We start from the raw sequence: 20,760 nt of genomic DNA on the forward strand, positions 1-20,760 counted from the left end.
GCGCCGAAGGGCCGGGCTCCGTGGAGCCCGGCCCTTCGGGTGTGTCCATCGTCAGCCCTGCTGGAACAGCTCCGCCGGCAGCGGTTTCAGCAGTGCGTACAGATCGTCGGTGATGGGGCGGTCCCAGGCGGCGATGGTCACCAGGACATGGTCACTGCGGTCGAACTGCACGCAGGAGATCCGGCTCTCGGAGAGCTTGAGGCGGCGCACGATGAGCAGGTTGTCGCCCTGCATCACCGGGATGTCCTCGCTCCCGACGACCGTGACCTCCTCGTCGTTCTCCAGCGCGAGGAGGAGCTGGGCCACCTCGAAGGGGATCTCGCCCTCGGCCACCTCGCGGGCCGGGGAGCCCTCCGGAAGGTTGCCGATGATCATCGCCGGGCCGCGGCCTCCGAACAGGTCGTAGCGCAGGAAGACGCCCTGGCAGCTGCCGTCGGGGGCGGGCAGCAGACCGGCACCGAGGTTGCCCGGCCAGTCCCCCGGATCCATGGCCAGGACATCGAAGTCGGGCCCGGCGGGAGTGGCGCTGCGGCGGCGGAGGAAGGACATGCCGCAATGGTACGTGCCCGAGCGCCGAGGCCGGGCCCCGGCCCGCGCGGTCATGACAACCGCTTCCCGGGCGCCCGCCGATTGGTCGGCGGTGATGTCTCGGCCAGGCGCCGGGCGGCCGGACGTCGTCTGCGTCGCTGATCGTCCCGTCACCCGTCGGTGCGCTCGGGCTCCGCCGCCGACGGGATCACCGCGATGGGGCTCGCCGCGTGGAGCAGCACGGCCTGGGTCACCGAACCGATCATGCGGGCGGGGGCGAGGAGCCGCCGGCGGTGACGGCCGACGACGACCAGTTCGGCGCCCCCGGAGGCCGCGACCAGGTGGCCCGCCGCCCGGCCCGGCGGGGTCGACAGCTCGACCCGCACGCCCGGGTGCCGTTCCCGATGGACCGCGAGCAGTCCGGCGGCCAGGGTCCGGACCTCCTCTTCCACGGCGTCCTCGTCGACGGCCGCGGGTACCGCTTCGCCGGGCGCCGGCCAGACCTCGAGCGGGGTCCAGGGATAGGCGGAGATCACATGCAGCAGGGCGCCGCGACGATCGGCCTCGGCGAAGGCGAAGGCGAGCGTCGCCTCGGCGGGGCTGTCGACGTGCAGGCCGACGACCACCCGCGGACCCGGCGGTACGGACGGCCCTTCGTGTACCTCGCGCCCCAGGCGCGGCACGACGACCACCGGGCAGGCGGCGTCGCGTGCGGCCGCCAGGCTGTTGGAGCCGAGGAGCAGACTGGCGAAGCCGCCACGGCCCCGGGAGCCGAGCACCATCAACTGGGCGGTGATGCCCAGTTCGGGCAGGACGACGGCGGGCGCGCCCTGCAGGGACACGTACTCCACCAGCGGAAGACCGTCCCGGCCCGCCAGCCGCCCCCGGACCTCGTCCAGCACCGGGTCGGCGGCCGGCTCCGGGGCGTCCGCGACCGGGAGGCCGGGCTGCGCCCGCTGCCGTACATGGGCCACGCGCAGCGTCGCCGCGCGCTGTCGTGCGGCGGTCAGCGCCCACTCCAAGGCGGACAGGCTGTCGTCGGATCCGTCGACGGCCGCGACGACCGGCAGAGTGGTCATGGATTCCTCGCATCGGGCACACGCTGTGATCGCTCCGGGGCCAGCCTGACGCAGACAGGACCCCGGCGCGGGTTCAGCGGCGGCGTGTCCGGAAAATCCGGAAGTGGCGAGGACTCACCTCGGCGGGCGGGAGCTCACGTGAGGTCGAACTCTCCCTCCCGCGCCCCCGACACGAACGCGCCCCACTCGGCGGGGGTGAAGATCAGGGAAGGGCTCTCGGGGCGCTCGCTGTTGCGCATCGCGATGAAGCCTTCGACAAAGGCGATCTGGACATCTCCGAGCCCTCGGCTGCTGGAGTGCCAGTCGGCGGTGCTGAGGTCCAGCTCGGGCTTGTCCCAGCCCGCGTACGGCTGCTGCTGGATGGTGCTCTCGGCCACGTCCGTGCTCCTCCCGATTCGTCGTCCGCGGCCAGCCTAGCGATCGCATCCCACTGCCGACAGGTCACGCGAGCGGGATCCCTCAGGAGGTCGGCGGACGGTCGCCCACCAGCCACATGGAGAAGAACTGGGACCCACCGCCGTAGGCGTGCCCGAGCACCCGGCGGGCCCCGTCCACCTGGTGTTCTCCGGCCTGCCCGCGCACCTGGAGCGCCGCCTCCGCGAAGCGGATCAGGCCGGATGCGCCGATGGGGTTGGTGGAGAGCACCCCGCCGGACATGTTGACGGGCAGGTCCCCGTCGAGCTCGGTGACGCCGGACTCGGTGAGCTTCCAGCCCTCCCCCTCCTCGGCGAAACCGAGGTTCTCCAGCCACATGGGCTCGTACCAGGAGAACGGCACGTACATCTCGACCGCGTCTATGTCCCGGCGCGGGTCGGCGATCCCCGCCTGACGGTAGACGTCGGCGGCGCAGTCCCGGCCGGCCCGCGGCGAGACGAAGTCCTTGCCCGCGAAGAGGGTGGGCTCGCTGCGCATCGCACCGCCGAGCATCCACGCGGGCCGCCGGGGCGAACGGGCCGCTCCCGCACGGTCGGTGAGCACCATGGCGCAGGCGCCGTCGGAGGACGGGCAGGTCTCCGAGTAGCGGATCGGGTCCCACAGCATGGGCGAGGCCTGGACCTTCTCCAGGGTGATGTCGTGTTCGTGCAGGTGCGCGTACGGGTTCTTCAGGGCGTTGCGCCGGTCCTTGTACGCGACCAGGGAGCCGACGGTGTCCGGGGCGCCGCTGCGCCGCATGTACGCGCGTACGTGCGGTGCGAAGAAGCCGCCCGCCCCGGCGAGCAGCGGCTGCTGGAACGGGATGGGCAGGGACAGGCCCCACATGGCGTTGGACTCGGACTGCTTCTCGAAGGCCAGGGTGAGCACGGTGCCGTGGACACGTGCCGCGACCAGACCGGCCGCGACCAGCGCGGTGGAGCCGCCCACCGAGCCGGCCGTGTGCACCCTGAGCATGGGTTTGCCGACCGCGCCGAGGGCGTCGGCGAGGTAGAGCTCGGGCATCATGACGCCCTCGAAGAAGTCGGGGGCCTTGCCGATGACCACGGCGTCGATGTCGGCCCAGGTCAACTCCGCGTCCTCGAGGGCACGCCGGCCGGCCTCCCGGACGAGCCCCGCGATGGACACGTCGCGGCGGGCCGCGACGTGCTTGGTCTGGCCGATGCCGATGACGGCCACGGGCTCCCTGCTCATCGCGGGTCTCCTTCCAGTACGGCGACCAGGTTCTGCTGCAGACAGGGGCCGGACGTGGCGTGGGCGAGCGCGCGGTCGGAGGCGCCGCGGTGGATACGGGCGGCAGCCTCACCGATGCGGATCAGCCCGGCGGCCATGACCGGGTTGGCGGCGAGGGCCCCTCCGGAGGGGTTGACGGTGACGCCGTCGCCGAGGCGCAGCGCCTTGCGCAGGATCACCTCCTGCGCGGTGAACGGCGCATGCAACTCGGCCGTGTCCACCGGGCGTTCGAAGGCCCCGGCCCGCTCGGCGGCGAGCCGCGCGGACGGCGAGTCGCTCAGATCGCGCACGCCGAGCGCGTGGGCCTCGATGCGGTGGTCGATCCCTCGGATCCACGCGGGCCGTGCACACAGGTCCCTGGCCCGCTCCCCCGCCGCCAGGACCACGGCGGCGGCACCGTCGCCGATCGGCGGGCAGTCTCCGGTGCGCAGCGGCCGTACCAGGTACTCCCCGTGCGGCACCGGACCCCTCAACTGCGCGTGCGGGTTGGCGGTCGCGTCCGCCCGGCTGCGCGCGGCGATCCCGGCCAGTGCGCGCTCGTCGGTCTCGCCCCCGTCGATGAGCGCCTGGGCCTGAAGCGCGGCCAGCGCCACCGAGTCGGGCCACAGCGGGGCCAGGTAGTAGGGATCGAGCTGTCGGGTGAGGACGTCACGTACGGATCCGGGAGACGACTTGCCGTAGGAGTAGACGAGCGCGGTGTCGGCGTCGCCCGTGAGCAGCTTCGTCCAGGCCTCGTACAGCGCCCAGGCGCCGTCCATCTCGACGTGCGACTCGGAGATCGGCGGCCAGGCGCCCACCCCGTCGAGTGCGAGGGTGAAGGAGAAGGCCCGGCCCGCCAGATAGTCGCTGGAACCGGAGCAGGTGAAGTCGATGTCGGCGGTCCTGAGACCGGTCTGTTCGAGTACGGCGTGCAGCACCGGCATGAGCATCTCCACCTCGGAGAGCTCGTCAGTGGTGCGCCGGTGGTCGGTCTGCGCGAAGGCGACGACGGCGATCTGGCGCGTCACAGCAGCTCCTTGTACGTCTCGTAGTCCGCGTCGGGTTCGCCGGTCGGCCGGTAGTGGGCGGGGTGGCGGCCCCCTTCGGTCCACACCGGCTCGACCCGCAGGCCCATCCGCACCTGGTCGTAGGGGATGCCGCCGATGCGCGCGTGCAGCGCCAGGCCGGCGCCGTCGAGGGCGATGTGCGCGTAGACGTAGGGCACTTCGATGTCGAGGTTCTTCGCCTTGATGTTGACGATGCAGAAGGTGGTGACCGTGCCCCGGGGTCCGACGTCGACCTGCTCGGTCGTGCCGACACCGCAGGTGGGGCAGGCGCCTCGGGGCGGGACGTACACCTTCCGGCACGACGGGCAGCGCTCACCGGTGATCCGCTGTTCGGCCAGGGCGTTGATGTGGGCGGACTGGGCGCGCCCGGGCGTGTAGGTGTAGTCGAGCCGGGCGGGTGCGACGATGCCGCTCACCCGGTCCTCGAACGCGCCGGTGTGACCTGCTGGTTGCTGGGGTTCGCCGTCGTACGGCTCGAAGCAGGCGATGTCGGTGATGGCGCCGGAGCGCTCGGCGGCCCAGCGGACACGGACGCGCATACCGGTGCGGACGGCGTCGGGTCCGGGGGCGTCGAGGGTGTGCAGCAGGGCGGTGTCGGCTCCGTCGAGCCGGACCAGGACCCAGGCGAAGGGCGTGCCGAGGGGCTGGCCGCGGCGCGGGGCGTGGTTCCAGGCCCAGGTGGTGACCGTGCCGGTCGGAGCCACTTCGACGAGGTCGCGGAGTTCGTCGGCGGTGACGGGGTCGTACTCGACGGGCGGGACGAGCGTGCGTCCGTCCGTGGTCTTCACCCCGAGGACCACGCGTTCGCGCAGTCCGGTGAGGAAGGCGCTCTGCATGGGGCCGAGGGAGCGGGTGAAGGGGAACTCGACGACGAGGGGGGCTTTGAGGACTTCGGGCATCCCGGCTGTTCTCCTTCGGAGGTCGGGCGCGCGTGTGTCGCGGGCGGGGGTCAGACGCGCTTGTAGACGGGCGGGCGTTTCTCCGTGAAGGCGCGGGCGCCTTCCTTGGCGTCGGCGGTAGCGAAGATCGGCTGGCCGCGTTCGAGCTCGGCGGCGAGTCCGTCGGTCTCCGTCATCTCGGCGGTCTCGTACACGGACGCCTTGACGGCCTCGACGGCGAGCGGTCCGCAGGCGTTGATCTGCTCGGCGATCCGCAGTGCCGCGGCGAGCGCGGTGCCGTCGGGTACGACATGGCCGATGAGCCCGATGCCGGCCGCCTCCCGCGCCGTGTAGGGGCGTCCGGTGAGCAGCATCTCCAGGGCGTGGGTCCGGGGGATCTGCCGCGGGAGGCGGACCGTCGAGCCACCGACCGGGAAGAGCCCGCGCCTGACCTCGAACAGGCCGAAGGTCGCGGACTCCCCCGCCACCCGGATGTCGGTCCCCTGCAGGATCTCGGTACCGCCCGCCACACACGGACCCTCGACGGCGGCGATCACCGGTTTGCGAGGGCGGTGGTGGCGCAGCATCGCCTTCCAGTGCAGGTCCGGGTCGGCGGCGAGCCGGTCGCGGTACTGCTCGCCTGCCATCCCCTGGCCCGCGAGGGCCTTGAGGTCCATCCCGGCGCAGAACGATCCGCCGGCGCCGGTGAGCACGACCGAGCGGATCGCGTCGTCCGCGTCGGCCTCCATCCAGCCGTCGTAGAGGCCCACCAGCAAGTGCAGCGAAAGCGCGTTCCTGGCCTCCGGCCTGTTGAGCGTGAGCACCAGTGTGGCGCCTTCGCGCTGCACGGTGAGGTGTTCCGTCCCACCCATTGCTTCCTCCCGTCTCCGGAACGAGAACAGGTTGCAGTAGGCGCGGTGCCAGTACAAGAGATTTCTGACAGCTAGTCAGATTTCTTGGTGGGGGCCCTTCACAGTTGCGCGCGCCTTTGCTCTGATGACCGGCGAACCGACGGACGCGCCTTTCTCCGCAATGTCGCCCGGGTCAGGAGGAGTGGTGGAGTACAACCTTGCCGACCTGTTCGAGTCGGTCGTCGATGTGGTTCCGCACCGCGAGGCACTCGTGTACGCCGACCACCCAGGCACGGGCGAGGAGCGCCGTCTCACCTATGCGGCGCTGGACGCGGCCGCCAACCGCATCGGACACCATCTGCTCGACGCCGGGATACGGCCCGGGGAGCATCTGGGACTGCACCTGTACAACGGGATCGAGTACCTGCAGACGGTGCTGGGCTGCCTCAAAGCCCAGATCGTCCCGGTGAACGTGAACTACCGCTACGTCGAGGATGAGTTGGTGTACCTCTACCGGGACGCCGACCTGGCGGCGCTCGTCTTCGACGCGGAATTCGCCGACCGGGTGGCGGCGGCGCTGCCTCGCACGGACAGGCTGCGGCACCTGGTGCGGGTGGGGACCCCCGCGCCGGGAGCCGCCGCCCTGCCCGCCGTGGGCTTCGCCGACGCCGAGGCCGCGGGCGGCCCAGGACGCGGTTTCGCTCCCCGCTCGGGGGACGACCAGTTCATCATCTACACCGGCGGCACGACCGGCATGCCGAAGGGTGTGATGTGGCGCCAGGAGGATCTCTTCTTCTCCGGGCTCGGCGGTGGCGCACCCACCGGCGAGCCGGTGAAGAAGCCGGAGGAGCTGGCCGAGCGGGTCGCGGCGGGCGGCGAGGGCATCACCTTCTTCCCGACCCCGCCGCTGATGCACGGCACCTCGACGCTGACGGCGTTCATCGGCTTCAACTTCGGCCAGCGGATCATGCTCCATCGCAAATTCGTGCCCGAGGAAGTGCTGCGGACCGTCGAGAAGGAGAAGGTCACCAGCATCTCGCTGGTGGGCGACGCGATGCTGCGGCCCCTGATCGACGCGCTCGACGGCCCGCTGCGGGGCACGGACTGCTCGTCCCTGTTCAGCGTGTCCTCGTCGGGGGCCGTCATGTCGGAGACCGTGCGCGCGCAGTTCCAGGCGCTCGTCCCGAACGTCATGCTGCTCAACAACTTCGGGTCGTCGGAGTCCGGCTTCAACGGCACGGCGACCCCGGACTCGGGCCCGGCGAGAGGCTTCCGCATCCGCGTCAACTCCCGTACGTGCGTGGTGGACCCGGTCAGCCGCGAACCGGTCGCGGTCGGCGAGCCGGGCCGCATCGCCCAGCGGGGGCACGTGCCCCTCGGCTACTACAACGACCCGCGGAAAACCGCCGAGACCTTCTTCCAGAAGGACGGCGAGCGCTGGGTGCTGCTCGGCGACATGGCGACGGTCGACGAGGAAGGGGTCATCACGGTCCTCGGCCGCGGCTCGCAGTGCATCAACACCGGTGGGGAGAAGGTGTATCCGGAAGAGGTCGAGCAGGCGCTCAAATCGCATCCGGACGTGTACGACGCCCTGGTCGCCGGGGTGCCGGACGCGACATGGGGCAACCATGTGGCGGCGGTGGTGCAGTTGCGCGAGGGGGCGGCACACCCGTCGCTGGAGGACATCCAGAGGCACTGCCGGGCGCACCTCGCGGGCTACAAGCTTCCGCGCCAGCTGGTGATCACGGACACCATCCGGCGCTCACCCAGCGGCAAGGCGGACTACCGCTGGGCCAGGCAGGTCGCGGCCGCGGCGGATCGCTGAGCCCCAAGGGCGGGGCTCCGGCCCGGCAGCACGGGCGCCTGGATCCGCGGTGATCAGGGCCGGCTTGGACACACGTCCCGGATGGCGGGTGGCGTACAGCAGGGCGAGGCTGCCGCCCGTGGGCGAGCACATCCATCCGCTCGAGCCCGAGATGTGCGCGGAGCGCCTCCGCATCGTCGACGAGCCGGTCGCGACGGTAGGCGGCTGGGCCCGCCGGATGCGCCGAGTCCCGGTTCCGCGCAGGTCGAGCAGCGCCGGCCGCCGCCCGGCGTCGAGCCGGCCAGGCCTCCGAAGCAGGCGCAGGCACGCACGGGGCCGCCGGGCAGCAAGACGAGCGGCTCGCCATCGCCTCGCAGGTGTCCCGTCGGGTGCGTCGAAGCTCGGTATGTGGTGATCCTCCCGACGGGCGGGCCGCGTCGGATCGCCTCGGGGTTCCGCGCCCGCACCGAGCCCGGCGGCACCACCCAAAAAGTGAGGGCCGACCCCTTGCCTACAGGCCGATGAGCTGGATTACTGATCTCCGAGAGATCCGACCGAATGATCGGTCGTCCGGATTGTGCGATGGGCGAGGGAGACGCCTCCATGGCGGATGCGCAGGACCTGCTGGACGCGGGGGAACGACTCGACGCGGAGGCGCTGCGGGCCGTGCAGCTGGAGCGGCTGCAGGCCTCGCTGCGGCGTGTGTACGCGCACGTGCCCTTCTACCGGGAGTCCTTCGACAAAGCGGGGGTCCACCCGGACGACTGCCGCTCGCTCGCCGACCTGGCCCGCTTCCCCTTCACCGTGAAGTCGGACCTGCGGGAGAACTACCCGTACGGGATGTTCGCGGTGCCCCGGGAGCAGATCCGGCGCATCCACGCCTCCAGCGGCACCACCGGGCGCCCCACCGTCGTCGGGTACACCGACAACGATCTGTCCATGTGGTCCGACATGGTGGCCCGGTCGATCCGCGCGGCGGGCGGACGGCCCGGCGACACGGTGCACGTCGCCTATGGATACGGCCTGTTCACCGGCGGCCTCGGCGCCCACTACGGCGCCGAACGCCTCGGCTGCACCGTGATCCCCGCCTCCGGCGGCATGACGGCGCGGCAGGTGCAGCTGATCCAGGACCTGAAGCCCGGCGTCATCATGGTGACCCCCTCGTACATGCTCACCCTGCTCGACGAGTTCGAACGCCAGGGCGTCGACCCGCGCAGCACGTCCCTGCGCGTCGGGATCTTCGGCGCCGAGCCGTGGACGCAGGAGATGCGGCGCGAGATCGAGGAGCGGTTCGCGATCGACGCGGTCGACATCTACGGCCTCTCCGAGGTCGTCGGTCCCGGCGTGGCCCAGGAGTGCGTCGAGACCAAGGACGGCCTCCATGTGTGGGAGGACCACTTCTACCCCGAGGTCGTCGACCCGATCACCGGCGAGGTGCTGCCCGACGGCGAGGAGGGCGAGCTGGTCTTCACCTCCCTCACCAAGGAGGCCATGCCCGTGGTCCGCTACCGGACCCGGGACCTGACCCGGCTGCTGCCCGGCACGGCCCGCGTCTTCCGGCGGATCGAGAAGATCACGGGCCGCAGCGACGACATGGTCATACTCCGGGGCGTCAACCTCTTCCCCACCCAGGTCGAGGAGATCGTGCTGCGCACCCCGGGCGTGGCACCGCACTTCCAGCTCCGGCTCACCCGCGAGGGCCGGCTCGACGCGCTCACCGTACGGGCCGAGGCCCGCACCGGGGCCACGCGCGAGCAGCGCGACGCGGCGGCTGTCACCATCGCCGCGGCCGTGAAGGACGGCATCGGCGTGTCCGTCGCGGTGGAGATCGTCGAACCGGAGTCCCTGGAGCGCTCCGTGGGGAAGATCCGGCGCATCGTGGACCTCCGCCCGCGCCCGTGACCGGCCGGCACCCCGCGGCTCGACCGAGGGGGTGCCGCCAGGGCTTCGTCGCGGTCGGGGCGCGGCACGCGGTGTGCCGAGGACCGCGGATCACCGCGAGACGCGGCGGATCCCGGACAGGTCACGGACCGTCACGCCGTTGCGGTCGGCGACCGAGCGGCCCAGCGCATGGTGCGGCCACAGTCCCCCCGCCACCCATCGGCTGCGCTCGCCCCACGCTCGGGCCGCGGGATGGGTGGCCTTGTAGAAGTTGACGGCGAAACCGCCGGAGTGGATCCGCAGCAGAGTGAAGCCACCGGGGTACTCCTTGACGGCGCTGACCTCCTGCAGCACCACGTGCGGGGCCTGCTGCAGGACGGTCCGCTTGTTGCGGTGGGTGTGGCCCGCGTGATGGAGGAAGACGCCGGGTGCGGCGGCGTAGGCCTCGAGGATCGAGCGCGCTTGGGCGCGGTTCAGGCGCTGCCCGGGTGTCACGGGGAAGACGGAGCCCCGGACGGTCAGCGGATGATGGCCGAAGACCACCGTGGGCTGGTCCTTGTGCTCCTTCAGCCGGCGCCGGAACCAGGAGAGCTGCTCGGCTCCGAGCCCGCCCGCGTCGCCCCCGTTGCCGTGCTTCTCGTAGGTGTCGAGGCCGACGATCCGCAGTCCGCCGACGTCACGTGTGAAGTAGCCGGGTCCGCCGTCGCCGGGGAATCCCTCGCGGAAGCTGTCCTCGCCGTCGGCCGGGCAGGAGCGGCAGTCGTTCCGGCAGGCGCCGGGGCCGGGCCGGTCGTGGTTGCCCCGCACGACGAAGTAGTCCCGGTCGTGGGTGCCGAAGCCGTCGAGGATGCGCCTGGCCTCGGTCAGGTCCCGCGGTGCCCCGCCGGCCGAGATGTCCCCGGCGGCCAGCAGCAGGTCCGCGCCGCGCAGGCGTGCCTCCGCGACCATCGCCCGGCTCATGATCTCCGGATAGGGCGCGAGCCCCGGCTCCTGCGAGACTCCGCGCATCAGGGGTATGCCGCCCACCAGTCCGGCCGTGGTCTCGCCGAGGTGCAGGTCGTTGCAGAGCGCGATGGTCAGCAGATGCCGTCCGGGCGGGGGCTGGGGCGTGGTGAAGGAGTAGGGGCCTCCGCGGGAGCCGCGACCGTGCGGGCCGGTGCCCACCGCGTTGCCGCGCACGAGGTGCAGCGGTGTGGGACGGGCGGCCACACCCCGGGAACAGGCCTGGTAGTAGTACGTCTGACCCGGTTCCAGGTCGGTGAGTTCCACTTGGTGGTGCGCGGTGGGCCGGTCCTCCCCCGCAACGCGGTTCAGCCGGCCCGGACAGGTGCCGTAGACGACCTCTCCCTCGGTGGCCGCCGGGAGCATCCGGCCCAGTCCGTCATCGGTGCCCGGCACTCCGGTGTACCAGGTGATGACGGCGCGGTCCTCGGTCAGGGTCACAAGTTCCAGATGGACGGCCGCCACCGCGTCGGCGTGGCGGGGGACGCCGGATGACGGTCGGGAGGCCGCCCGCAGCAGGGCGGGGGCGAGCAGGGCGCCGGAGCGCAGCACCTCGTGCGGAGCGGGCAGGGCCGCCAGGGCCGAGAGAGCGGGGGAGAAGCAGCAGCGCATGCCGGCTGCTTCCCCGGGCGCAGTGAACGGCGTCGGTGGAGTCGACGGCGACGTCCGGTCGGGAACGCGACATCTCGGCGCGGCGGCCGCAGCGCGATGGCCGGACCACCGGCCCGGATCCCACGGAGGCGCGCCGGCGTCCTCCGCTTCACCCCGTGTCGCCGAACCGGGTCCGCAGGTCCCGCTTGAGGATCTTCCCACTCGCGTTGCGGGGCAGCTCGTCCACGAACACCACCCGCTTCGGCGCCTTGAACGGGGCGAGCGTCTCGCGGGCGTGGGCGATCAGCTCCTCCTCGGTGACCCGGCCGCGAGGGACCACGACGGCCGTGACGGCCTCGATCCACCGCTCGTCCGGCAGGCCGACGACCGCCGCCTCGGCGACCTGGGGATGGGTGTACAGCGCGTCCTCGACCTGCCGTGAAGCGACCAGCACACCACCGGAGTTGATGACGTCCTTGAGCCGGTCGACGATGGTGAAGTAGCCCTCGGAGTCCCGTACGCCGAGGTCCCCGGAGTGGAACCAGCCGTCCCGGAAGGCCTCCTCGGTCTCCTCGGGCTTGTCCCAGTACCCCTCGCACAACTGCGGTGACCGGTAGACGATTTCGCCCCGTTCACCGTCCGGCACGTCCTTGCCGGAGCCGTCGACCAGCTTCGCCTCCACGAACAGCACCGGGCGCCCGCAGGAGTCCATGCGCCCCTTGTGCTCGTGGGGTCCGAGCACCATGGACAGCGGGCCGATCTCGCTCTGGCCGAAGCAGTTGTAGAAGGCGAGCCTCGGCAGTCGCTCCTTGAGGCGTTCCAGGACGGGCACCGGCATGATCGAGGCGCCGTAGTAGGCCTTCCGCAGCCCGCTCAGGTCGCGTGTGCCGAAATCGGGGCGGCCCGCGAGACCGATCCATACGGTGGGCGGCGCGAACAGGCTGTCGGCCCGGCCCTCTTCGATCAGGTCGAAGAGCCGGTCGCCGTCGGGCGCGTCCAGGATCACGTTCTGCGCCCCCACGGCCAGGTAGGGCAGCAGGAAGACGTGCATCTGCGCCGAGTGGTAGAGCGGCAGCGCGTGCACGGGCAGGTCCCCCGCGCTCAGGTCGAGTGCGGTGATCGCGCTCAGATACTCGTGCACCAGCGCCCGGTGCGTCATCATCGCGCCCTTGGGGAGCGCGGTCGTACCGGACGTGTAGAGCAGTTGCACCAGGTCCTCGCCGCGCGGCTCCTCGCCGTCGTACGGCTCGGCCGTGGCGAGCCTCGCGAGCAGCGACTCGTCCGCGTCGCGCAGCGGCAGCACCCGTACGCCCTCCGGGAGGTGTCCGGCGAGAGCCGGGTCCGCGAGCACCAGCCCGCAGCCGGACTGGCCGACGATGTACGCCAGGTCGTCGCCGGTCAGGTTCTGGTTCACCGGCACGTGCACCAGCCCGGCGCGCGCGCAGGCCAGGAAGGCGATCAGATACGCGTCGGAGTTGTGGCCCAGTGCGCCCACGCGGTCCCCGCGCTCGAGTCCCGCCTCCACGAGGACGCGGGCGGCGCGGGAGACGGCGTCGTCCAGTTCTGCGTAGGTCCACGACCGGTCCCCGTAGCGGATCGCCACGCGTTCCGGGGTGCGCCCGGCGCTTCGCCGCACTGTGCCGTCGACTGTGACGCTTCGTCCTGCCGTCATGAACCGCCCCTTCGTCCGCCTCCGCCTGCCGCGATCCTCGTCGCGTCCCGCGAGGGCGGTCAAGGTCCGGACGTCTTCTGCGGCGGGGGGCCGGTCTCACACCTGGCGGGTGCGGCCCTCCCAGTACGGTTCACGCAGCCGGCGCTTGTACAGCTTGCCGTTCGGGTCGCGGGGCATCGCCGCGATGAAGTCCACACTCCTGGGCCGTTTGTAGCCGGCGAGCAGCCGGGCGCAGTGGTCGAGGATGTCGGCGCCGAGCGCCGGTCCCGGCTCGTGGCCGGGGGCCGGTTCGACGACCGCCTTCACCTCCTCGCCCCAGTCGTCGTGCGGGATCCCGAAGGCGGCGGCGTCGGCCACGGCGGGGTGGGTGAGCAGGGCGGCCTCGATCTCCGCGGGATAGATGTTGACCCCGCCCGAGATGATCAGGTCGATCTTGCGGTCGCGCAGGAAGAGATAGCCGTCCTCGTCGAGGTAGCCGAGGTCGCCCACCGTGAAGAAGTCGCCGATACGGCTCTTGCGGGTCTTGGCCTCGTCCTTGTGGTACGTGAATCCACCGGTGGTCATCTTCATGTAGACGGTGCCGAGTTCGCCGGGCGCCAGCCTGTTGGCGTCGTCGTCGAAGACCGCGAGTTCGCTGATGGGCCAGGCCTTGCCGACCGTGCCGGGCTTCTTCAGCCAGTCCTCGGCGGTCGCGAACGCGCCGCCGCCCTCACTGGCCGCGTAGTACTCCTCCACGCTGTCGCCCCACCACTCGATCATGGCCCGCTTCACATGGTCGGGGCAGGGTGCGGCGCCGTGGACGGCGTGCCGCATGGAGGAGACGTCGTAGCGCGCCCGCACCTCCTCGGGGAGCGCGAGCAGACGGTGGAACTGGGTCGGGACCATGTGGGTGTGTGTGCACCGGTGGATGTCGATCACGCGGAGCATCTCCTCAGGCGTCCACTTGTCCATCACGACCAGCCGGTGCCCGATGTGCAGGGACGCGCCCGCGAACTGGAGCACCGCCGTGTGGTATAGCGGCGAACAGACCAGGTGGACGTTGTCGTCGTACGGCTTGATGCCGAAGATGCCGAGGAAGCCGCCGAGATACACCTCCTCCGGCGGTTTACCGGGCAGCGGCCGGCGAATGCCGCGCGGGCGGCCCGTGGTGCCCGAGGTGTAGTTCATGACCCAGCCGAGGGTGCGCCCGCCCGGCGCCGACTCCGGCTGTCCGTCGAGGAGTTCGGCGTACGGCCGGAACCCCTCGACCGTTCCGACGGCGTACCGCCCGGCGGCCGGCAGCTTCGCCTCGTCCGCGGCGCCCTTGGCCGCGTCCGCGAACCGCTCGTGCGCGATGAGCACCTTGGCGCCGGAGTCGGCGACGATCCAGGCGATCTCGGGACCCACGAGGTGGTGGTTGACGGGGACGAGGTAGAGGCCGGCCTGGGTGGCGGCGAGGTAGGCGGTCAGGAACTCGGCGCCGTTGGGCAGCACGACGGCGAAGGAGTCCCCGCGTTCGAGCCCCGCTGCCCGCAGTCCGTGGACCAGCCGGTTGGCCGCCCCCAGCAGCCGTCCGGCGGTCCATTCCTCCCCGTCGGGTGCGACGAGCACGGTGCGCTCGGGGTCTGCCGCTGCCTGGCCCCAGAAACCGTTGGCGTCCTGGTTCACTGCTGGCTCCTTCCGGCGATCCGGTTGATGCGGTCGACGGCGCGCTCGAAGCCGCGGGTGAGGTCTTCGACGACGGCCTGGACACTGCGTTCGCTGTTCATACGGCCGACGATCTGGCCGACGGGCGTGCCGAGCAGCGGCTCCACCTCGTACTTCTGGATGCGAGTGACGGCGTCGGCGACGAGCAGACCCTGAAGGGGCATCGGAAGCGCGCCGGGTCCACTGGGGTCGTCCCACGCGTCGGTCCATTCGGTCCGCAACTGCCGGGCCGGTTTGCCGGTCAGCGCGCGGGAGCGGACGGTGTCGCCCGAGCCGGCGGCGAGCAGCTTGCGCACGAGCGCGGGCGAGGGGAGTTCGGCCTCCGTGGTGGTCAGCCAGATCGAGCCGAGCCAGACTCCCTGGGCCCCGAGCGCGAGGGCCGCTGCCATCTGCTGCCCGCTGCCGATGCCTCCGGCGGCCAGCACGGGCAACGGGTCAACGGCGTCGACGACTTCGGGGGTGAGCACCATGGAGGCGATCTCTCCGGTGTGACCGCCGGCCTCGTACCCCTGGGCGACGACGATGTCGATGCCCGCCTCCTTGTGCTTGCGCGCGTGCCGGGCGCTGCCGGCCAGCGCGGCGACGAGCACACCCTGGTCGTGGGCGCGTGCTACGACGTCGGCGGGCGGGGAGCCGAGCGCGTTGGCGAGCAGTTTGATCGGATAGTCGAAGGCGACGTCTAGCTGGGAGCGGGCGACCTGCTCCATCCAGCCGGTGATCCGCCACCCGGACGCCTCGCCGTCGGCGAGTTCGGGCACCCCGTACTTGGCGAGGGTGTCCCTGACGAACTGCCGGTGCCCTTCCGGGATCATCGCCTCGACATCGGCCTCGGTGACACCCTCCACTTTCCTCGCGGGCATGACGACGTCCAGCCCGTAGGGCCTGCCGTCGATGTGTGCCTCGAGCCAGTCGAGGTCGCGCTTGAGGTCATCGGGGGCGGTGTAGCGGACCGCGCCGAGCACGCCGAAGCCGCCGGCCCGGCTGATGGCCGCGGCGACGGCGGGAAACGGTGTGAAGCCGAAGAGGGCGTGCTCGACTCCCAGTCGCTTGCTCAGCTCCGTCTGCATGGGCGCAGGATGCCGCAGCGACCGGGAGGAGGGAAGACTTTTTCTGATGCTTCGTCAGATAGCGGCCTCGAGCACCGCCATCGCCGCGTTGTGCCCCGGCACCCCGCTCACCCCGCCGCCGCGCACCGCGCCCGCTCCGCACAGCAGAACGTTCGCGTGCGGCGTCTCCACCCCCCAGCGGCCGGTGCCCTCCTGCGCGTACGGCCAGGCCAGCTCGCGGTGGAAGATGTTGCCGCCCGGCAGCCGCAGGTCGCGCTCCAGGTCCAGCGGGGTCTTCGCCTCGATGCAGGGGCGGCCGTCCGCGTCCTTGGCCAGACACCCCTCGATGGGCTCGGCGAGGTGGGCGTCCAGCTGCGCCAGCGTCGACTTCAGCAACTCGTCCCGTACACCGTCGTTGTCGCTCTCGAAGAGCCGGGCGGGCGTGTGAAGGCCGAAGAGGGTCAGGGTCTGGTAGCCGCGCTCGACGAGTTCCGGGCCGAGGATGGTCGGGTCGGTCAGCGAGTGGCAGTAGATCTCCGACGGCGGCGCGCTCGGCAGCCGGCCCGCGACCGCCTGGGCGTGGGCGGTGGCCAGCTGCTCGTACCCCTCGGCGATGTGGAAGGTCCCGGCGAAGGCCTCACGGGGGTCGACGGCGGCGTCCCGCAGCGCGGGCAGCCGGGTCAGCAGCATGTTCACCTTGAGCTGGGTGCCCTCGGCCGGGGCGGCCGGGGTGTCGCCGGTGAGCCTGGCCAGCTCCTGCGGCGACGCGTTCACCAGGACGTGCCGGGCGGCGACGGTGCCCTCCCCGTCCTCGGTCCGGTACGTGACCTCGGCGGAGCGTCCGTCGGTCTCGATCCCCACCACCTCGCGCCCTGTGGCGATCACCGCGCCGGCGGCGCGCGCGGCCTGGGCCAGCGCGTCGGTGAACGCTCCCATGCCGCCCACCGGGACGTCCCAGGCGCCCGTGCCGCCGCCGATGACGTGGTAGAGGAAGCAGCGGTTCTGCCGCAGGGAGGCGTCGTGGGCGTCGGCGAAGGTCCCGATCAGGGCGTCGGTGAGGACGACGCCCCGGACCAGGTCGTCCTGGAAGCGGGCCTCGACGGCGGCACCGATGGGCTCCTCGAACAGCGCGCGCCATGCCTCCTCGTCGTCGACGCGGCGGCGCAGTTCGTCCCGCGTGGGCAGGGGGTCGGTGAGCGTGGGGAACACCCGCTCAGCGACGCGTCCGGTCATCCCGTAGAAGCTCTGCCATGCCTCGTACTCGCGATCGGAGCCGGTGAGCCGGGCGAACGCCTCCCGGGTCCGCCGTTCGCCGCCGCCGACGAGCAGCCCGGTGGGCCGCCCTTCGCGCTCGACGGGCGTGTACGAGGACACCGTGCGTCCCCTGACCCTGAAGTCGAGCTCCAGGTCCCGCACGATCTTCCGGGGCAGCAGGCTGACCAGGTACGAGTACCGCGACAGCCGCGCGTCCACCCCGGTGAACGGGCGCGTGGACACGGCGGCGCCCCCGGTGTGGTCCAGTCGCTCCAGGACCAGCACGGACCGCCCGGCCCGGGCCAGGTAGGCGGCGGCCACCAGTCCGTTGTGTCCGCCGCCGACGACGACGGCGTCATATCCCTCATGTGCAGGCATGCTTCTTCGTAGCACGCCATGATCCCGATCGGCCAGTGACGGGCCGCACCGCGTACCGGCCCTGGCCCGGCCAGGCGTCCCCCGTCGCCTGCGATCGCTTCCGTCCGCGCCCCGCCCTCCCCCGGCCGCTCCGCTCCAGCGAGATGTCAGCCGCGTTGTGCGGTGCGGTGTCAGCCCAGTCTGTCCGGTGCGGGACGGGCCTCCGGGCCGAGTCTGGCCATCGCGCGCAGGATGTGTTTGGGCGGCAGTTGCCAGCGAAGACGTGCGGGAACGCAGCGGAGCAGGGTGCCGGTGACCCGCAGGCGCCGGGTCACCGTCCTGGGCGCGGGGGCCCGTCTCCCGTACAGCTCGTGGGCGTACGGGGGCAGCGCGCCGTACGCCAGGTCGGCCACGCGCCGCCACACCAGGGTGCGCGCCGGGAGGAGCAGCGGATGGACGGGCGGGCGGCGCAGGAAGTCGTCCACCTCCCGGGCTTCGGGACCGGCGGCGAGCTCGGGCAGCACCTTCTCGAAATAGGCGGCCAGCTGGGCCTGATCGGAAGGCACTTGCTCCTGGTCGAGTCCCACGAGGCCCGCCGCCACCCGGTTTTCGCGGATGTACCGGTCGGCCTGGGATTCGGTGAGCCGAAAGCCCGAGCGGCGCAGGACGTGGAGATAGGAGTCGATCTCGGCGCAGTGCACCCACAGCAGCAGCTCCGGCCGGTCCACGCCGTACCGCTCGCCGGTGTGCGGATCGGTGGCGCCCAGCAGGCCGTGGATCCGGCGCACCCGTGCGGCCGCCCGCTCCGCGGCCTCGGTGGTGCCGTACGTCGTCGTGCCGACGAAGTTGGCGGTCCGCATCAGCCGGCCCCAGGCGTCGCGCCGGAAGTCGGAATTCTGCACGACGCCGCGCACGGTCGGCGGATGCAGGGCCTGAAGATAGAGCGCACGGATGCCGGCGACCCACATCATGGGGTCACCGTGCATCTGCCAGGTCACCGAGGAGGGCCCGAAGAACCCCGGATCCGCGTCCACCCCGTCAGTGTGGCCTTGCCCGGTACGCCCCATCAACCGTCCGCAGGCACCCCGGGCGGCAGGTTGAACGGGGTGACCACCTGGATCGGCGACGGCAGATGGGGACCTTCCTCGGGGAGCGCCCCGTGCGCCCGCATGACCGTCTGGCAGGCACGGCGCATGTCCTGGCGCAGGTCGTGGTGGAGCACGGCGGAGATACGGCGTTCGCCCAGCAGCCGGGTGTTGTCGCGGTCGAGATCGTGTGCGATGAAGACGGCCAGGTCGCGGCCGAGCGCCGCGAAGGCGTCCACGGTCGCGGCGTTGCCGCCGCCGACGGAGTAGACGGCGTTGATCTCCGGGTCCCGCTCCAGGGCGGCCAGGACGAGATCCCGCTGGGTGGCGTCCAGACCGTCACTGTCGGTGACCTCGACGACCGTGCGCTCGGGGCAGGTCATCCGGAGCGCGCCGCGAAAGCCCATCTCGCGTTCCTCCTCGCCGCGGAAGAAGCCGCGGCTGATGGTGACGAGCACATGGCCGGGGCGGTCGCCGAGCCACTGGTCGAAGAGGTAGGCGGCCGTGGCCCCGGCGGCACGGTTGTCGATGCCGATGTACGCGTGGCGGGCACTGCCGGGCAGATCGGTCACCAGGGTGACCACAGGGATCCCGGCCCCGACCAGCCGGGCGACGGCGGCGGTGATCTCGGGCAGGTCCGGGGCCTTGAGGATCACCCCCTGGGAACCGCGCCGTGCGATGCGGTCCAGGATGCGGATCAGCTCCTCGGGCGGACAGGTCTCCCGGAAGTGGAAGCGGGAGCGCACCAGGGCGGGGTGCAGGGAGGGGAGTTCCGCCTCCAGGGCGTCACGGACCGCGGCGGAGAACCGGGCCGGTGTCTGCATCACGATGTCGATCATGAAGGCGCGTCCGCCGATCCGGACCTGGGTGCGCTGCCGGTCCAGATCCTTGATCGCCTGGTGCACCTCGCGCACCGTGCTCTCCCGGACCCCGCCGCGGTGGTTGAGGACGCGGTCGACGGTCGCCTGGCTCAGGCCGGCCTGACGGGCTATCTCACGGATCGTGTACGGGTGTCCCATGACTCGTTCCCGGACGTCGGCGGCGCGGGGCCGCGACGGCTTGTCGATGATGGCTTTTTGATGGGCCTCTGATCATTGAATGAGTGACCCGGGTTCACAAGACTGGCGGAGGCGACAGCACTGCGAAAGGAGTGTGCGATGGCTCTCACCGCCACCGGACCCGCGACCTGGCTGAGCGAGGGGGACTGCGACCTCGACGCCTTCCGCACCCTGGTCGAAGGGCGCACCGACCCGGCGGACTATCCGCACGCCGCGGACGTACGGCAGAACGTCCCGGTGTACGACTGCGACCGGCTGCGGGAAGCCGACCCGAGGCAGGTGCAGACCGAGTGGGTGCGTGCCCTGCTGGACGGGCCCGGCATCGTGGTGCTCGAGCGCGCCTTCCGCGACCTCGAGGCGGTCGACCGCGCGAGCGCCGCCTTCACCGCGCTGATCGAGCAGGAGCGGGAGACGGGTGCCGCCCGCGGGGACCATTTCGCCAAGCCCGGCGCCAACGACCGGGTGTGGAACGCGCTCGACAAGCTGGCCGCACACGCCCCGGAGACGTTCGCCGACTACTACGGCAACGACATGCTGGCGCTGGTCGCCGAGGCCTGGCTGGGCCCGGGCTACCAGATCACCTCACAGGTGAACCAGGTCAACCCGGGCGGCGCGGCGCAGAGCGTGCACCGCGACTACCACCTCGGATTCCTCGGCCAGGAACAGGCGGCCCGCTACCCGGCGCACGTGCACCGGCTCTCCCCCGTACTGACGCTGCAGGGCGCGGTGGCGCACTGCGACATGCCGGTGGAGTCCGGCCCGACGCTGTACCTGCCGCACTCGCAGAAGTACGATCCGGGTTATCTGGCCTGGCGGCGCCCGGAGTTCATCGCCTACTTCGACACGCACCACGTCCAGCTGCCCCTGGCCAAGGGTGACGCGGTCTTCTTCAACCCGGCGCTCTTCCATGCCGCCGGGCACAACCGTTCCGCCGGCATCAGGCGCATGGCCAATCTGCTCCAGATCTCCTCCGCCTTCGGCCGCGCCATGGAGACGGTCGACCGCGAGGCGGTGTCGAACGCGCTCTATCCGGTCCTGCTGCGGCGCCGGAGCGAGGGCGCCGACCAGGACTGGCTGCGCCGGGTGGTCGCGGCCTGTGCCGAGGGCTACCCCTTCCCGACCAACCTGGATCTCGATCCGCCGGCCGACGGGCTGGCCCCGCCGTCCCAGGCGGACACCGTGTGGCAGGCCGTGTCCGAGGGCTGGAGCCCCGACCGGCTGCGCCGGGAACTCCGGGCCGGCGCCGAGCGCCGCACGATCTGAAAGGACATCCGCAC

General features: G+C 71.8%; 17 protein-coding genes. 3 read left to right on the forward strand and 14 right to left on the reverse strand.

The window, feature by feature from the left end; all coding sequences use genetic code 11:
• Positions 1-51 precede the first annotated feature (51 nt).
• The 7 genes from ACWDA7_RS25810 to ACWDA7_RS25840 form a co-directional block, all read right to left on the reverse strand.
• Complete coding sequence (locus ACWDA7_RS25810; protein WP_450606637.1) at positions 52-549, reverse strand: hypothetical protein; 498 nt, start codon at positions 547-549, stop codon at positions 52-54.
• Between the two features lie 149 nt (positions 550-698).
• Positions 699-1,607: a universal stress protein gene (locus ACWDA7_RS25815; protein ID WP_450606639.1), complete on the reverse strand. Its 909-nt coding sequence runs from the start codon at positions 1,605-1,607 to the stop codon at positions 699-701.
• 134 nt (positions 1,608-1,741) lie between these two features.
• A complete protein-coding gene (locus ACWDA7_RS25820) occupies positions 1,742-1,984 on the reverse strand; it encodes a DUF397 domain-containing protein (protein WP_359403182.1) in 243 nt (80 codons plus the stop codon).
• Positions 1,985-2,066: 82 nt separating this feature from the next.
• On the reverse strand, positions 2,067-3,233 hold the full coding sequence (locus ACWDA7_RS25825) for a thiolase domain-containing protein (RefSeq protein ID WP_450606641.1): 1,167 nt from the start codon (positions 3,231-3,233) through the stop codon (positions 2,067-2,069).
• Positions 3,230-4,279, reverse strand: coding sequence for a thiolase domain-containing protein (locus ACWDA7_RS25830; RefSeq protein ID WP_450606643.1), 1,050 nt, complete (start codon positions 4,277-4,279; stop codon positions 3,230-3,232). The genes ACWDA7_RS25825 and ACWDA7_RS25830 overlap by 4 nt, the downstream gene beginning before the upstream one ends.
• Positions 4,276-5,217: a Zn-ribbon domain-containing OB-fold protein gene (locus ACWDA7_RS25835; RefSeq protein ID WP_450606645.1), complete on the reverse strand. Its 942-nt coding sequence runs from the start codon at positions 5,215-5,217 to the stop codon at positions 4,276-4,278. Before ACWDA7_RS25835 ends, ACWDA7_RS25830 begins: the two co-directional genes overlap by 4 nt.
• Before the next feature lie 50 nt (positions 5,218-5,267).
• The gene (locus tag ACWDA7_RS25840) at positions 5,268-6,068 is read right to left on the reverse strand and encodes a crotonase/enoyl-CoA hydratase family protein (RefSeq protein ID WP_450606647.1); all 801 of its coding nucleotides are present in this window, start codon (positions 6,066-6,068) and stop codon (positions 5,268-5,270) included.
• Positions 6,069-6,252: 184 nt separating this feature from the next.
• Here ACWDA7_RS25840 and ACWDA7_RS25845 point away from each other — a divergent pair, with 184 nt between their 5' ends.
• Both ACWDA7_RS25845 and paaK read left to right on the forward strand, forming a co-directional pair.
• A complete protein-coding gene (locus ACWDA7_RS25845) occupies positions 6,253-7,872 on the forward strand; it encodes an acyl-CoA synthetase (protein WP_450606649.1) in 1,620 nt (539 codons plus the stop codon).
• A 582-nt stretch (positions 7,873-8,454) separates the two neighbouring features.
• The gene (paaK, locus tag ACWDA7_RS25850) at positions 8,455-9,753 is read left to right on the forward strand and encodes a phenylacetate--CoA ligase PaaK (RefSeq protein ID WP_450606651.1); all 1,299 of its coding nucleotides are present in this window, start codon (positions 8,455-8,457) and stop codon (positions 9,751-9,753) included.
• Between the two features lie 90 nt (positions 9,754-9,843).
• Here paaK and ACWDA7_RS25855 read toward each other — a convergent pair whose 3' ends face one another.
• From ACWDA7_RS25855 to ACWDA7_RS25885, 7 genes are all read right to left on the reverse strand, one after another.
• Complete coding sequence (locus ACWDA7_RS25855; RefSeq protein WP_450606653.1) at positions 9,844-11,346, reverse strand: metallophosphoesterase; 1,503 nt, start codon at positions 11,344-11,346, stop codon at positions 9,844-9,846.
• A gap of 148 nt (positions 11,347-11,494) precedes the next feature.
• Complete coding sequence (locus ACWDA7_RS25860) at positions 11,495-12,997, reverse strand: acyl-CoA synthetase (RefSeq protein ID WP_450606655.1); 1,503 nt, start codon at positions 12,995-12,997, stop codon at positions 11,495-11,497.
• A gap of 96 nt (positions 12,998-13,093) precedes the next feature.
• Positions 13,094-14,644 (reverse strand): acyl-CoA synthetase, encoded by a 1,551-nt coding sequence (locus tag ACWDA7_RS25865; RefSeq protein ID WP_450606657.1) that lies wholly within the window; start codon positions 14,642-14,644, stop codon positions 13,094-13,096.
• Positions 14,641-15,750 carry an NAD(P)H-dependent flavin oxidoreductase gene (locus ACWDA7_RS25870; RefSeq protein ID WP_450606659.1) on the reverse strand — a complete coding sequence of 370 codons (1,110 nt, stop codon included), beginning with the start codon at positions 15,748-15,750 and terminating at the stop codon, positions 14,641-14,643. The genes ACWDA7_RS25865 and ACWDA7_RS25870 overlap by 4 nt, the downstream gene beginning before the upstream one ends.
• A 54-nt stretch (positions 15,751-15,804) precedes the next feature.
• On the reverse strand, positions 15,805-17,361 hold the full coding sequence (locus ACWDA7_RS25875) for a phytoene desaturase family protein (protein ID WP_450606661.1): 1,557 nt from the start codon (positions 17,359-17,361) through the stop codon (positions 15,805-15,807).
• 170 nt (positions 17,362-17,531) lie between these two features.
• Positions 17,532-18,407 (reverse strand): oxygenase MpaB family protein, encoded by an 876-nt coding sequence (locus ACWDA7_RS25880; protein ID WP_450606663.1) that lies wholly within the window; start codon positions 18,405-18,407, stop codon positions 17,532-17,534.
• Positions 18,407-19,444, reverse strand: coding sequence for a LacI family DNA-binding transcriptional regulator (locus ACWDA7_RS25885; RefSeq protein ID WP_450606665.1), 1,038 nt, complete (start codon positions 19,442-19,444; stop codon positions 18,407-18,409). Before ACWDA7_RS25885 ends, ACWDA7_RS25880 begins: the two co-directional genes overlap by 1 nt.
• Positions 19,445-19,582: 138 nt before the next feature.
• Here ACWDA7_RS25885 and ACWDA7_RS25890 point away from each other — a divergent pair, with 138 nt between their 5' ends.
• Positions 19,583-20,746 carry a phytanoyl-CoA dioxygenase family protein gene (locus ACWDA7_RS25890; protein WP_450606666.1) on the forward strand — a complete coding sequence of 388 codons (1,164 nt, stop codon included), beginning with the start codon at positions 19,583-19,585 and terminating at the stop codon, positions 20,744-20,746.
• The last annotated feature ends 14 nt before the right edge of the window (positions 20,747-20,760 follow it).

The organism is Streptomyces sp. NPDC001156 (assembly GCF_053598275.1).